The 15103-nt window shown below is 41.3% G+C and carries 12 protein-coding genes; 2 read left to right on the top strand and 10 right to left on the bottom strand.

What is annotated here, in order from left to right:
• Positions 1 to 134: 134 nt before the first annotated feature.
• From AC56AD_RS01730 to AC56AD_RS01720, 3 genes are all read right to left on the bottom strand, one after another.
• Positions 135 to 1157: an HNH endonuclease gene (locus AC56AD_RS01730; RefSeq protein WP_012507180.1), complete on the bottom strand. Its 1023-nt coding sequence runs from the start codon at positions 1155 to 1157 to the stop codon at positions 135 to 137.
• Between the two features lie 306 nt (positions 1158 to 1463).
• Positions 1464 to 2705 carry a hypothetical protein gene (locus AC56AD_RS01725; RefSeq protein ID WP_012507179.1) on the bottom strand — a complete coding sequence of 414 codons (1242 nt, stop codon included), beginning with the start codon at positions 2703 to 2705 and terminating at the stop codon, positions 1464 to 1466.
• A 102-nt stretch (positions 2706 to 2807) separates the two neighbouring features.
• Positions 2808 to 3683 carry a Shedu immune nuclease family protein gene (locus AC56AD_RS01720; RefSeq protein WP_482229290.1) on the bottom strand — a complete coding sequence of 292 codons (876 nt, stop codon included), beginning with the start codon at positions 3681 to 3683 and terminating at the stop codon, positions 2808 to 2810.
• A 493-nt stretch (positions 3684 to 4176) separates the two neighbouring features.
• Here AC56AD_RS01720 and AC56AD_RS01715 point away from each other — a divergent pair, with 493 nt between their 5' ends.
• Positions 4177 to 5325 (top strand): IS4 family transposase, encoded by a 1149-nt coding sequence (locus AC56AD_RS01715; RefSeq protein WP_012507176.1) that lies wholly within the window; start codon positions 4177 to 4179, stop codon positions 5323 to 5325.
• Between the two features lie 15 nt (positions 5326 to 5340).
• On the opposite strand, the gene AC56AD_RS01710 is transcribed toward AC56AD_RS01715, so the two are convergent.
• Positions 5341 to 5577, bottom strand: a complete 237-nt coding sequence (locus AC56AD_RS01710) for a hypothetical protein (protein ID WP_012507175.1) — start codon at positions 5575 to 5577, stop codon at positions 5341 to 5343.
• Positions 5574 to 5795 (bottom strand): addiction module protein, encoded by a 222-nt coding sequence (locus AC56AD_RS01705; protein ID WP_012507174.1) that lies wholly within the window; start codon positions 5793 to 5795, stop codon positions 5574 to 5576. Before AC56AD_RS01705 ends, AC56AD_RS01710 begins: the two co-directional genes overlap by 4 nt.
• 757 nt (positions 5796 to 6552) lie before the next feature.
• Here AC56AD_RS01705 and AC56AD_RS01700 point away from each other — a divergent pair.
• Entirely contained in the window at positions 6553 to 6714 is a 162-nt protein-coding gene (locus AC56AD_RS01700; RefSeq protein WP_317623600.1) for a redoxin domain-containing protein, read from the top strand.
• Positions 6715 to 6857: 143 nt separating this feature from the next.
• Here the strand turns inward: AC56AD_RS01700 and AC56AD_RS01695 are convergent, their stop codons facing one another.
• From AC56AD_RS01695 to AC56AD_RS01675, 5 genes are all read right to left on the bottom strand, one after another.
• Entirely contained in the window at positions 6858 to 7238 is a 381-nt protein-coding gene (locus tag AC56AD_RS01695; protein WP_012507173.1) for a methyltransferase family protein, read from the bottom strand.
• 577 nt (positions 7239 to 7815) lie between these two features.
• Entirely contained in the window at positions 7816 to 10497 is a 2682-nt protein-coding gene (locus AC56AD_RS01690) for a DEAD/DEAH box helicase (RefSeq protein WP_012507172.1), read from the bottom strand.
• A gap of 3 nt (positions 10498 to 10500) precedes the next feature.
• Entirely contained in the window at positions 10501 to 11004 is a 504-nt protein-coding gene (locus tag AC56AD_RS01685; protein WP_012507171.1) for a hypothetical protein, read from the bottom strand.
• Positions 11005 to 11007: 3 nt separating this feature from the next.
• Entirely contained in the window at positions 11008 to 12753 is a 1746-nt protein-coding gene (locus AC56AD_RS01680) for a site-specific DNA-methyltransferase (protein WP_012507170.1), read from the bottom strand.
• Positions 12750 to 14549: an AIPR family protein gene (locus AC56AD_RS01675; protein WP_012507169.1), complete on the bottom strand. Its 1800-nt coding sequence runs from the start codon at positions 14547 to 14549 to the stop codon at positions 12750 to 12752. Before AC56AD_RS01675 ends, AC56AD_RS01680 begins: the two co-directional genes overlap by 4 nt.
• Positions 14550 to 15103 lie beyond the last annotated feature (554 nt).

Here is a 15103-nt window from a genome sequence, read left to right as displayed (position 1 = left end):
CTCCTAACGGTTAGCGTTACCAGCGTGTGTGCGGGTGTGGATTCTGTTCGGAAGCACGAAAAACTCGAAACCAGAAAAATACTCGAAAATGCCACAGAATCCCACAAGTCATGTGCACGCTTTGTTAGCTGCTTTTATTGTCCTGTTGTCAAACTGATTTTGTACTGTTGCCCGTTGAGTACAAAATCAATAAAATTGCTATCGTGTGATTTTATTATTCTATCGCCTAAGTCAAATTCTTTGTGGTGGTTGGGGCAAAGTAAAATTATATTATCTATAGTCTCTCTGCCTTTTTGATGCTTCGCTTTGATGTGCGCCGCTTCGATATATTTACTGCGATCCTTTTTTGTAATTGTTACTCCGCAAATTTGGCATTTGAAGTCCCGAAGAATTTTTATTTGAGCAATTGTCTTATTGTCTCGTTTATATGTTTTTTTGTTCACAATAATTTCTTCACTATCCGACGGTTGTAGATTATTTAGCTCATCAAGAATTTCTTCTTTTATCTTTGCTTGTTTATAGAATTGGGCAAGTTCTTCCTGCTCTTTTTCGTCTTGCGAGCAATACGGAAGTTCGAATTTTTCTTCGACATAGTATTCGTAAATATCAGAGAGCTTTTTGTAATCGGATTGCAAAATACCTGTGTTAGATAATTCTACAAGTTCATCATAGAGAATTTTTTTCGCAAATATGTTGTCTTTATAAGTGAATCCAACTTGTGGAACCATTCTGTCACTTGATTTGGCTTTGTAATTGTCTGCAGAAAGGGGAACAGGGAATAAAATCGAAAACCGCTTTTCGGCTCTGATGTTAATGCTATATTGGTTGTTTTGAAAACCTTTAACAACAAAGTGCTGTTGCGGATCAATAATTTCGGATTTGCCGTAGACTCCCACAACTTGTCCTTTTTTATAGTCAATATTTTTTGTGTAAAAAATAATTAATCCTCCGTTCTGAAACTTTTTTGGGGGATTTGTCCATTGAACGAAACCGTGTATAAATTTTTCTGTATCAATATCTCGTTTATCAAATTTGAAGTTGAGTGATTCGTGTCCAGCATTTTGTCTGGCGTATTCATGCCCTGCTCGTGGATTAATATATCTGTTTGTCCAGTTTTTCGGGTTCCATGTAATATTTACAAGCAGAACATCATTCATTTCTGTTTCCTTAATTTGTACAGTAGCGCCTAACGGTTTGCGTTACTGGCGCTGGGGCGGGCGCGGACTCTGCTTGGGAGCAGAAAAAACTCGAAGCCAGAAAAATGCTTAAAAAGCCGCACCGTACCCCAGCGTCCAGTGCACGCTTTGTTAGCCCGCTTTTTGCTTGGGGAGGACTTTATCTATTTGTTCATTTGTTCGCTAACCTTACCTAATAATTCATTTCCCTTACGTAGATTATGACCTTGATTTTTCTGAGACGAAATGTTGTTTTTTGCAAAATCTACATCAAATGGATATTGTCTACTACTTATTACCCTGTTTGGTCTGGCTCTCGCTCATTATTAATGATGAATCAAGTTGCTTCAGGGTTTCTTTTACACTCCGACGTAACCCATCTGTTAATAATATTGCATTATGAAAAGCTTCAGTCGCTTTCCATGCACCCTCGAGTGATCCTTGATGACCATTTTCTTTGGACATAATTAGCTGATTTAGGGAATCCAAAACATCTTGAACGGTTTTGAATCTTATAAACTGTAAGGGAGTCACAAGGAAGTCATTCTCTCTATAAAAGCTATCATAATCGCTCTCATTAAAAAACCGTTTGGAATTTTCGGCAATAGTTTTTGCGACACTACTGTAACGTTCTGCGATTTCCATTACTTGCTGATGAGCACTCCACGAGTGATTTTCAGCTTTTTTAATCAATACACGGAGAACCGTCCAAATATTGCGACTGCCCCCACCACCCCCATGTTCAATCCAGTGATGCTCTCCCAAGCTAATCTTGTATTCTGGATTTTGTACAGCAATCTCCGCAACATCTATAAATTCAGGCCAACTATAAACGTAATTGCTTATAGTAGAAAAAACACCTATTATGATATTAAGGTTGTCGTACAGCTCCCATAAAAGATTCTTGGCATATTCCAGATCTGATCTTGAGCGAAACACTATGACAGATTGAGAAGAGACATTTAATAACTGTTCAAAGCCTTCCCAGAATATTGAGGATGAGAGACGATCAGTGACCTGCTTGAAAAAACTCTGTGTATATGTTAGATCAGGAAAGAAAGATTTATGGATTTCATAATTAGCATCAATCATTGACTCGAGCTTTGTGTAGTCCCATATTTCTGCATGTACTAATGAGTATTTTGTTATCTCCTTGCTAAACCAATCATGTGTGCCAACGGTTACAACGCCAGAAAAAGGAACATTCGTTATCATTATGTAAATATCGGGTTGTTTCTTTTTCGGCTCGAACAAATGTCTAAGTTCAGAAGATATCTCTTGGCGAATAACATTTCGAGCTTCTTTCACGCCTAATCGTGATACATCGTGATGTTTATATTGGAAAATCCAATATCCTTCTAATTCCGAATAATCACCATTTCCTTTACCATCATAATCGCTGTCACGTCCAGCGTCAGACCCTACTGTGTCAAATGGTCTTATTTTTTCCGAGACCGTTCGGATTAATAAGGCATTACACAACTTAGCGAATAACTCAGGGGAAAGACTATTTAGATCATATCGGAACATATTATTCTCTCAGAAATGTATAAAATGTGCCTGCTTTTTGTGCGGGCTAACGTGAAATTAACCGGCTACGCGCTTTTTGCGTAGTCCGGGTTGAATGTAGGGTTAGGTTTCATTTTGGTGAACGATGAATCGTGCTCGTTCGTAAAGTTCGTCGAACGTAACTATTTCCGGGCTGTTTGTATTGCGCCTGAACAGTTCGAACGAACGATACCGCTCCTGATTTACGCCGTGGTCACCGACGAACTCGTGAAGGCTGCCAACAACAAGAAAAGATTTGGGCATGTAGTTGAAAGCCTCTTCGCCAGTTGGATTTCCAACATCATCCGTGAGAGCGAGTTTGGATTTTATCGTTTCAGTGGCGAGTACAACGGTGCCTTGAACCTGCGCGATAGCGCCCGAAAGCTCATCTGATGGTGACCAACAACCAACCCGATAGGGCCGGGATTTGAGTAACTCTGTCTTGTGTGTCTTTATCTCGACGAAGCAGAGGCTTGAGATAACCCCGCGAGTTTTAAGCAGCGCGTCCACTCTCTTTCCGTGCTCTGATACTGTGTGACCGTGAACCACTTGCTCAAGTTTCCTGTCATCAAGGGTGGATAATTGGATGTAGCTTAATCCGTAGCCAAAAATCCACGGATTTTTCTCAAAGAATTTTTGCCACACTGCTTCGCTGTTACATTGCTTCTGCGTCTTGACCGTTTTGAAGTATTCGTCATTTTCAAGAAGTTGCTGGAAAACCTGCAATTGACGCTTGCGATACCCGACAGCTACAACATCCTCCTTTGTTACGGCTGAACGAATGACTTCAGCGAATAGCTCTTGATTATCTTGGAAAAGAGCTTGAGCTTGGACGTTGGAAAGTACGACTCGGCGCAGTTCCTCGTCAGAAATTTTCATTGAGCCACTGCCTTCGAGTGGCAGGTACAAAGATTCCGCGATCATCTTCGAAAAACTTGGCAGTAATACAGGTCTTAGCATCTTCCTTATGTCTTAGCACGACTTCGTTTTTGATCTGAGCAAAAGCGTAGCTCTCTGGATGCTCAATGAGCTTTGTGGCAATGCGCACCTTCCGCTTTGGCTCACCAAATGAGTCAAGACTCGGACTAATATAAGTCTTACCGTGCTGAGGGTCTTGGTAGCTATCCATTTTGCGAAGCGTGCGTGTTGTGTATGAAACCTAACGAAAAGGTCACCTGCTGGCGGCGAAGCCGACAGACAGGTGAAGTGATTTTGTTAGATGCAGTCTATTCTGTTTTTTAATAAGGCTGTACTTCTTTTGCCATGAAGCACTGCCAGAACAAAAATTGCATCATTTTTGAATAGATAGATTCACTGGTGTCCGGTTGTTGAAAAAATTAACACTGTTTATCGCCCAATAATAAAACAAGTTACGATACGTTTTTGATCGTCACCGACTTGAAAAAAACTTGTTATTTTTATCATTCCATAATTTTTAGAAAAGGGATGATAAATGTATACAGGAAAAACCATTTTTGCTCAACTCCAGGAACATTTGCCTATTCATCAATTTAGAGTTTGTGTCAAACGTTACGGAGGTAATCATAAGGTACAATCGTTTACCTGCCTGGATCAATATCTCTGTTTATTTTTTGCTCAATTAACCTATCGAGAAAGTCTTCGAGATATTACAACCTGTTTACTTGGTATGCAAAATAAACTCTATCACATGGGCATACGAGGTACAATAGCACGAAGTACATTAGCCGATGCAAATGAAAAAAGAGATTGGAGGATTTACCAGGATTTTGCGCAAATCCTGATACATAAAGCACGAGAACTATATTGTAAAGATTCATTTGGCGTGACACTTGATGAAACTGTTTATGCTTTAGATTCGACAACGATTGATTTGTGTCTTTCCTTGTTTCCTTGGGCAAAGTTTCGGACACACAAAGGGGCTGTTAAAATACACACATTATTAGACTTACGGGGCAGTATTCCTTCTTTTATAGCCATTACTGATGGCAAGGTTCACGATGTAAATATCCTCGATATGCTAATTATTGAGCCGGGTTCTTTCTACATTATGGATCGTGGTTATATTGACTTTGAGCGATTGTTTCATATTAATGAATCTCAAGCATTCTTTGTCACAAGAGGTAAATCAAATTTAAGTTTTAGACGACAATACTCTCATTCAGTCAATGAATCTACCAATGTTCGATGTGACCAAACTATAATGCTTACAAGTGTTAAATCAGCAAAAGAATATCCGGATAAGATGAGAAGAATCAAGTATGCTGATCCTGAAACTGGTAAACTTTATGTGTTTTTAACAAATAATTTTATTCTTCCTGCTCAGGTCATTGCACAACTTTATAAAAGCAGGTGGAAGATTGAGCTTTTCTTTAAATGGATTAAACAACATTTGCGAATTAAGGCGTTTTATGGTACTTCAGAAAACGCTGTTAAAACACAAATTTGGACAGCAATCTCAGTATATGTGCTTATTGCATTAATAAAAAAACGCATGAATTTAGATATATCTCTCTACACTTTTCTACAAATCCTGAGTGTCAGTGTTTTTGAGAAAGTCGATATAAATCAATTAGTTACGAATTCTGCTGGCACAATTGAGAACACCTATGCCTCTAACTAGTTAGATTTATTCAACTTATAGCCGGACAGTAGTGAGATAGATTATTTTATAAGGGAATTTTTTAATGATGTGCTTCCTTGCTTCTTTATATTCTACTGTGGTTAACTCAGGGTTCCTTTGGATAAATTTAAGACCAGCCTCAATCTGAAGCAAGAAGTCATGTCCCAACCCCAGCCTTTTTTCTTCATACCAAAGGAATGATTCTCTTAAATCATTTTCAGCCTCAGGTCTGATTATGATTTGATGTTTCATTGCTTAGATACTATTCTCTTATAAACATCTTTCCACGGAGCACCTAATGTGGGGTTTCTGTGATATGCTTCCAAACGTTCATCAATTATTTTTTTTTCTTCGTGCGATAACTTGACAGCTTCAGGTTCGTTAGATATCGTATCCCATATGTCTTCTACCAGTTGAATTCTCTCCGGGACTGATAACTCAAGGGTGTCCGTAGCGGTTATATGTTTCATAGCAATTACTTCTTTTTAATATGGATAAAAAACGTAATCAATAAAGGATTTAAATAAATTCTTTTAATATTATTTTTTGAAATGAAAATCAACAAATAATCAGGGAGTATTTTTATCTAACAATGTTTAGACTGATCTGCCTAATTCTGGAAAAGTAGAAAGCTGCTTTCTGTATAAGACAACTTCCGAATTATTCAGATATAGCACTTAACTTATTTTCTATAAATGATATGGAGAAACAAAACTAATTTATCCTGCCGGTTTATACAGATCAGTCTAAACCAGCGATAAACATATCAACAGGACTTTTTACACCATGACCACCTTTGTTTAAAACATGCGTATAAATCATCGTGGTGCTTACATCTTTATGCCCCATTAATCCAGAATGGTTCGAACATCATACCCACCCTCCAGCAAGTGAGTCGCAAAAGAGCGCTTGCCTTGCCAAACGGATAACCTCATAAAGTATAGCAAAATAATCTTACGCCGTCAAATATTACAGCAAGAAATATCAAAAAGCTGCGTCATAAAGCACTCCGTTGCACTGCCTTCCTCTGTTCACAACCCAAATACAAATATTGAGAAGAAGGGCGCCAAATTCCCGTTAAAAATGAAAAGCCGAAGCGCTCACTATCGCCCGTAAGTCAACCTTGGCTATAAGACACCCCTATATTGTAGCAAGTCCTGACCTGATTGGAAAAATGTACTCATCATCTTTCACCTCAGTGACGATACCCCGATCTGTACTGCCCAATTGTGGGATTACCGGAACAATGTTCTGGAGTTTATCCAGCGCGGCATTGTGGTATTCGGCATCAGCCCCGACAGTCAGGCATCCCACAAAAGTTTTACCGAGCGCAACCAGCTCCCCTTCACCCTCCTGAGCGAAACCGAAAAAAAAGTGGCAAAAGCCTGAGACGCCCTCGTTTTCCCCGGCATGTCGCAACGCCTATGTACGAGTCAATGAAAATGGTATCGTCTTGCTTAACTGATTGCGTTACTGACAGGTGGGTAGGCGTGAACAATCACCCAATTCCCAAGCTTGTGAGTATTGCACGTTCACGATTTCAGGAACCTCCCACCTGGTTTGGATTTCCTGATAGCTGGAAATAAAAAAGGAACCTCTTTTTTATAGGCAAGGTAATCCTGACCGAAACGTAACGCCAGCTCCTTCTCTTCAATAAGTTTGTGATAGAGAGTTCCGAAAACAAACCCAAGCGTACCGCAAATGAAACCAACAGTGAGAGTGCCAAATAGAGTCCCGATCCCCGTATAGTAAAATATTGCCCCGAGTTCAATTGGATTTCTGCACAGTTTATACGGACCAACTACCACCAGCGTTTGAGTCGGTGCGTTAGGAGCAGGGGTACCTTTACCAATGAACCACTGGGTATAGGTCGCCCATAGCAGGAAGAATAATCCGAAAAAGATGGCGACCACAAGAAATTGAAATTTCCAATAACCTGGGGTATCTCAAGTGTATCTGCTGGTCGATGTTGTCGCCAACCAGAAAAAAACAAAATGGCAGAAGGAGAAGAAAGCAGATTGCACCTGCCAACAGTGAGATGACCCTGTATGAGGTGGACGTGTTCCTCCTCATGAAACTCAACAGCTTGTTGTAATATCCCTCAAGCATATCGAAGCCTCTGTTGAGATGTTTACGAGGTTTTTTTGAAAGCACTCATCGAATCGGTCTCAGACGCATATCTGTGCTGATGATGCCAACATTGAAATGAAATACTTCTCTTTTCACTTTACATCGTTATAGGCGTTCCCACTCACACCCAACCCGGCTAGTGTCAAGTCAAGCGTATAAGGTTGCACATGCTTGCGCCAAATATTCCTCTATAACTTATTTTATAAATTAGAGATAAATGATTTTTGCAAATCCTAATAATCATTATTTAATGGTCTTTTAAAGCGTGACATGACACTAGGCATCATCCGCTCTTTTAACTTAAAACTGCTCGTTATCAATGTCGTTCCTTAATTCATCAATTTATTTACGAATAAGTCCTTAGTCTCTGAACAACAACAACCCCTTCAAGGTCATGTTCACAGCAATCGCATCATGCGGGATAAGGAGATAAATCCAAGACTTGCCACCATGTGTTTTGGCAAAATCAGACGCATTCTTGCACCATTGTACCGCCGCCGCTTTTTTGGCAAGCACATCAGACGCCTCCATCTCCTTTCGTGCCTTTGGCTCCAACATGTAGATAGCATCCTCCGTTTCAGCCACAAAATCAGGCTGATACTCCTGCTCCCCTGTAGAAGAACGATAATAAATTTCGAACTGCCCTCGTGCTGGCCGGAACCACTTTGCCGCTTCACGTTCCAGAATGACGGAAACTTGCCGTTCAGTATCAGAATCAAACTTCTGTACCGGATAAAGGCATTTTGAAAATCCACCAAACAGATACTTTGCCATGTTGCTTTTATCCTCAGGAGCCTGTCGATAATCCAAGGCTGAATCTTTTCCGTTAACGCTATAGGCACTCTCTTTCAGTGGCACAAACCCGCATTTTACCTCAATGTCATAGTCCGTATCACCTTCCCAGTAATGCTCTTGCATTTGAGCATGAACAAAGTGGGCAACATCCTTCTGGTGATATCTCAGAATTTTCTCGACCTTGGCCTCTTCGAGATAACTCTTGAAATAAGCAACAACCTGTTGCGCCAAGCCGTAAAGAAGGTCTGCATGATCATCATAAGAAACGTCATCAAAATCAATCAACCCATTAACGATGTAATCCTCAAGCCGAACCTCATCACTCTCTTCGTCACCAAACCCGACAACCTGATGCTCACCCGTGCGGAGATATTGAATCCACAACTCATCTTCAGGCGGTTGATACTTGAGGCTTTCCAGTTGAAGTTTGAAAGAGTTGAAACCAGAACAAACCTCACCCTTCGGCGCAACCAAAATACGGGGAATATCTATGGACTGTTCCTGCACCAAAATGGCCGTCTTTTTAACAATAGCAGCGATATCAAGTTTCTCCGCAACAACGCCCAGCTCATACTGTGCAGGTTGATAAGCCGCATCAACTTGGCTCGAAACCACGTCCAATACCTTCTGATCCTGAAGGTGGCTGATACTTGGAAGAACCCGAACATCACTGCCAACCTTCCTGATTGCTTCATAGGCAAGTTGCGCAACCTTTTGTTCTTCCGGAGTACTGAAAACTGATACTTTGCTCGTTGGGGCCACTTGTGTACTACTCGATACCTGTTGCGGCTTAATCCCCAGTTGCGATGAAAGGTTTGATTGAGAAACTACCGTCACAGCACCCCGCCGAAGCTCATCAGGGTCAAGAATGATCTGCTGCAAACGAATCACAGAATCAGGCCGTTGAGCCTCATCAACAATCTCCTGAAACCGGTCATGAGCAACAATACTCAATCGGTCAACAGCGGGAACACCTGTCCGCCGACCATAGGGCAAGCGCAAGCCGCGCCCGATTGACTGCTCAATCAATATCCGCGCATTAGCAGCACGTAAAGGCACAATGGTATACAGATTGGTAACATCCCAACCCTCCTTCAGCATATTAACGTGAATAACAATTTCCGTTGGCTCATCAGTGCTTTCCACGGCAAGCAGGCGCTGAACCATCACATCCTCCTTCTCGCCGGTCATACTCGAATCAACCTGAATAACATGCTCTTTATACCGCCCTTCAAAAAAATCGGCTGACTGAATAAGCGCCAGCAACTGCCCTGCATGAGTCGTATCTCTTGCAATCACAAGAACGAAAGGCTTCACAATACGGTTGCCAGATTCACGGGCATAGGTTTCCAGTTCAACCTTTGTGCCCTCATGCAGTCGGATACCATCTTCAAGCTTCAGCTTCTCCAAAGCCTCCAGCGGCATTCCCGCTGAATTGAAATCCTTGCGTGTCACAACGGCAGGCTCTTTCACAAAACCATCTTCCATCGCCTTTGCCAACGGATAGCTCAGCACAACATTCTTGAAGGGTATCGGCCCCTTGGTTGTTTCCATAAATGGGGTAGCGGTAAGTTCCAGACCAAGAACAGGTTTCAGTTCATTAATGGCGCGAACACCCGCTGAAGCACGGTAACGGTGCGACTCATCCATCAACAAAACAAGGTCAGGCAACGCAGCCAGGTAATCGAAATAGCTTTGTCCGATATATTCAGCCAACCGCTTTATACGAGGCAGGCTACCTCCCCTCACTTCGGAATTGATTTTCGAGATGTTGAAAATATTGATCTTGCAGCGCAACGTCTGATCGAACAGGTTCCCCGCCAACTGCTGATAATCGTCACCGGTAATAATTGCAGGGGGAGCGATAGAGAACTCAGCAATACCCTTGAACACATATTTTGACGTGTTGGGCGTAAAGTCGGCAATGAGCTTGTTGTAGATGGTCAGGTTTGGAGCCAGCACAAAGAAATTATTGAGCCCATGCGCCAGATGAAGGTAAGAGATGAAGGCTCCCATCAGCCTTGTTTTACCAACTCCTGTAGCAAGCGCAAAACAGAGAGAAGGGAACTCACGCTCAAAGTCTGTAACGGCTGGAAATTCTGATTTGATGATCATCAAGGCCGCCACGAGGTCACTGCTCTTGTGCGGTGGCACAATCTCCGTCACCCGGTCAAGAATTTCCAGTGAACGCCGTTGCGGTTCACGAAGTGACAATCGCCCAGAGATGGAGTTAACGTGACGGTTCATGGATTAACTGATCTCAAGATAAGAAGGTTTACAGATATCAATCTGATTTTTTATCGCAACTATTTTATTGTGAAGGCTTTCGAAAGTTTCAGTGTTAGCTATCACCGCGCTTTCTGTAGGTAACGAACGAGCCTCAGTTACTTTGTCATGGAATTTGCCATGCAAGTCCACTAACTCTTCAAGATGATTCTTTAATATTTGGTCACCAATTAGCGAAATAATTATTTTAGCTGATTTTATACCTAAATCAATATTATTGAAATTATCAGGTCGTGGGTAAGAGGATAGAGTGGCGTCAGGAATCAAATAGTTAATGTTATGGAAATGCTCTGCCAACAAATCTGCTTGAGAAACTTTTCTTGCTTTTTCTACTTCTCTGGCAGATTTTTTTGAATCCTGACGTGCCATAGCGGCTATTACGGCTGAAATCAGGGAAATCACAACTGCAAAAAGCGTCCCGGTCACCGTCCAATCAATTTCGGAACTATTAAATGTTAGGGTGTTCATGATTTAAGCATCCTGATTATCAAACAAACTTGGGTGTGCGGATTTTTTCTTTTTCAGGGTCTCTTCTTCCCGTTGCGCCATCGGCAAGTTCTGGAGAATCAACGAATAATCATCATGCCTCCATTCGCATTTGGAAAGAACGGTACTGGGAATTCTTTTGACGGTAAGGTTGGTGAACCGCTCAGGATTCCCACGAAAGGCACTACATAGAACAAGCAAAGATCGTTCAGTGCCAACATCTTCACTCAAAGCATGAAGCTGATCGGCTCCAAGTGTCTGCGTCGTGATATAGATAAAGTCACGTTCAGTTGAATGGCCTTGCTGCCAGTACAGCGTATCACTTGGCGCATAGGTGAACCCCTCCAACTTGCAAAGAGCTTCCGTCAACTGCGCTGCGTTATACTCCTTGCTGATAACCCAATTGCCCCATTTATCTTTGTCAAGCAGAGAAGGCGCAATTCGGTAATAACGAAACCCCCCGCCACCCTTCCAGCCTGTAGCTTCCGTTACACCGCCTTTATCCTCCCCATCAATAACTTTTTGCAGGCGTGGAATGATGTGAGTGTGACAATGCTCTCCCAACTCCACCATAATCCATCGTCGCCCCATTTTGTGGGCAACTGCGCCAGTCGTACCGGAACCAGCAAAAGAATCAAGAACCAAATCGCCATCAATGGTTGCTAACTCAAAACAACGCTTAATCAACGCTTCGGGCTTTTTTCCTTTAGGGAACTCAATACCTCCTTCATTATGAATATTGTTCGACAATAGATCATCCCAAATGGTTGTGAGGGGTTCTCCCGCGACATACTTGCCATCTATCAATTTCAACTTATCCGAGTAAAAAAGAATGCGCTCTCCTGCAACAAAAAACATGTCAGAGAATTCCTCTCGCTCAAGACGCAAAATTTCACTCGTTTTATGTGAGGCATCAATCATAGACCTTGCATCACCACTCACAGCGTCATAATCTGGTCTTGCAAGACGAACTACTCGTGGAGCATTTGCTACAACAAAATCAGAGAGCAGCGCTTCATAGCTATCGCCGACCGCCTTTTTCAGCCCTCGGATAGGAAGATTTAGACTTCTTGCAAAAGCCTGAGTTAAAGTAATAAAACGCCATTGAGCATAGGGCGCATCAAAATTATCAATAAACTGCCCATACCGTGTATCACGCTTATTTCTTGCGGTAAAAACACGATTAGGTTTCCATAAGGTCTTGTTCTTTGCGTACAGAACAATGAAGTTCGAGGTACTTACAACGCCAGGATTTATGGCTTTATGTCCTGTCGCCGCTCCTTGTTTAAAGGAAACAACCGTAATCCGATTTTGTCTACCAAATATCTCGTCAAGCAAAACAATCAGATATCCAAGCTCATTGTCATCAATATGGACAAACAATGTACCGTCTTCAGAGATGAGGTTCCTAATAATGTCAATTCTGTCACGGATCAATCCAAGCCAGATGGAATGTTCAAGACCATCATCATAATGCTCGAATGCTTGTTGGGTATTAAACGGCGGATCGATATAGACACACTTCACCTTGCCCGAAAACTCCTGCTCCAACGCTTTCAGGGCAAGCAGATTATCACCAAAAATCAGCCGGTTATCAAAAATATCATTATCCGTCACAAGATGCTTGGCATGATACGACCTCGCCACATCCTCAAGCAAAATCCTCGGTTCCAGCTTTGGCCGTTTATCCTTTCCAATCCACGTTAATTCAAGTCGTTTCTTATTTGTCATTGATCAAACCTGATTTGTGGAGCTTTTGCTGATAGATAATTAAATAATTCGATTGGGTAAGGTTGATTTTCCGTCTGCCGTCTCTCTTTAATTGCAATAACCGGATCATTTAGAAGGCCAAAATTATCAATCATTGTTGACTTCATCACACTAATTGTATGAGCTTGGTTTTTAAAAAGAGCAAGCGGGCCAGGGCCAGCTTCATTGGATGGTGGAACTACGGGTGTCACATACGCCCAAAGCGAGTTGCGTGCTTGATCAAAGGGATAGCTCAGCTTCTCCTCAAGAACTTCCATCCTAATTACACTTGGCATATCAATTTCTTTTAACAATCGCTTAATAAGCACAGATGCAAGTACTAAATTCCCATGTTTGTAACATAATCTCTCAGTACCATTAGTGCTTAGGATATTTTGCTTTAAATTTTTCTGAATTGTTCGGTATACAATAACAGCGTTTATGAGACGAAAGGCCGTCAATGTTTCCGGAAATATTAAACGGTAGTTTTCGGTTTCAGGATCGAGGATATTCCCTGGCTCCTTTTTTAACCATACAAGAAAGCGAGGATCCTGTTGCAGACAGGATAAGGCGTATACCGCTTCGTTGATACTTATTGAATTGCCACTTTGATCAGACACCCCATCTTTGTAAAGGTATTCAATATTAAGATTTGCAATATCACGACGTAAACGTTCCTGTTCTTCATCCAATGCAGAAAAATTAAAAAGCGAAACTGGATTTTGATGATTTCTTGCCTTTGTGACGCTCTTTCCAAATGCACTTTCTGGTGGAGATTTAATTAACGTAAGAAGAACCTTTGCGCTACTGATATCCACATTTTCATTTGCAACAGTCGCTGAAGATGCAATGGTCTGTGCTCCATTAATGATGGATATACCTTGAATTTGAATCTTTTTCTTTCCATCTTTCATATTTTTAGGCTCTATGTTTGCACAAAGAGCCGTCACCCCATTGTTTAAATACCAGAAATCACTGGGTTGCTCCCTAAGGGTTTTTTGTATTGCTGAATTAACATCAGTTGTTCGACCTAAAAAAGTACGTATATTTTTAACATAAAGAGCTTTATCGTGTTGTTTATGCAGATCTACTAAGCTTTTTAATGCAACAAGGCCGAAATAGGAAGTATGCCCATCGTCCACCGCCCTTTGACACTCAAGCCAAAGAGTTGCATCAACACGTGGATAGGCATTTGACTCACTAAGCTTAGATTTAATTATTTCAGCATCATACTCCATAATAGTGTCAACGAAGCGCTCTTCTCCTTGGCTTATATCTGTAAGCATTTCACGTATCGCTTGTTTTGCATTTGCACTAATTCTCGGTCCAGTATATGCGATAACCAGTTGTATATTAGAGCAATCTTCTACATCTCGTTCAATCTCTGCTTTGCGATTCTGGATATGAGAATTAAAATCATCAAAATTTTGTCTTATAATTTTTCGTACACCTTGACAAAACGCGTTAGCTTCATCAAGTGAAAATTCTTCATTTAATTTCAGCTTTGATTGAATCAAATAAAGAGTCTGAGAAGAAGCCTGATAATATATTGCATCAACTCCTTTATCGTCAAAATCATCAGTTACATATTGACAAGCGTCTGTTTCGGAGAGGTCAGCAATATGTTTTATCACAAAGGCACTTAACGCTCTTGAGCAATTTTTGGTTACTCGTTCAGAAACCGATTTTTTTTGATCTATAAGTGCAGGAAGGTGTGGGACGAATCGGCTATCAAGTGCAGTTTTCAGGAGTGTTAGTTCTTGATCTGTAAGAGCCATAAAATTCCTTTGAATTTAGCATTTACTATAAAAAACCCTCCCTGAGTTCATTATAATAAGGTTTTCCAGCAAAATTATATCAAAAATCAACAATTTTTGTTCTTCGCTCATCTTTCAGTCTTCAAGGTTTGACCTTGGATATTGAAATCGTGGTTTATTGTACCCTTCCCAAAAAAAATTAAGACCACCACGCTTGATATTTTGTGACTATGAGGTGCTCACCCCTCCGGCACATAGCATAAAAAAGCACCGCTGAAACACCTTTTCGTCTTCATTTCTGTTTTCAGAAAGCAACTCCGGCGCACATGACACGGCTCTCGATAACGGTTCATCACAACAAGGCAACAATTGATTATCCAGGTACACCCACTCCTGAAACATGCAATTAAACCGAATTAATAATGTATACACGTAACAGCGCGTTGCTGCGCCACCATCGGCACAAGTCTCAAACCGATGTGCCAGATCATCATGTGTGATGCATGTCCTTTTCGGGCATTATTTCCAGAATTTTTTCTTTGATAGCTTGTCCGGTTCCAGATAACTATAGAAAA

The organism is Pelodictyon clathratiforme, from assembly GCF_982375515.1.
Note: the sequence above shows the minus strand (reverse complement) of the source record. Positions and strands in the feature narration are given on the sequence as shown.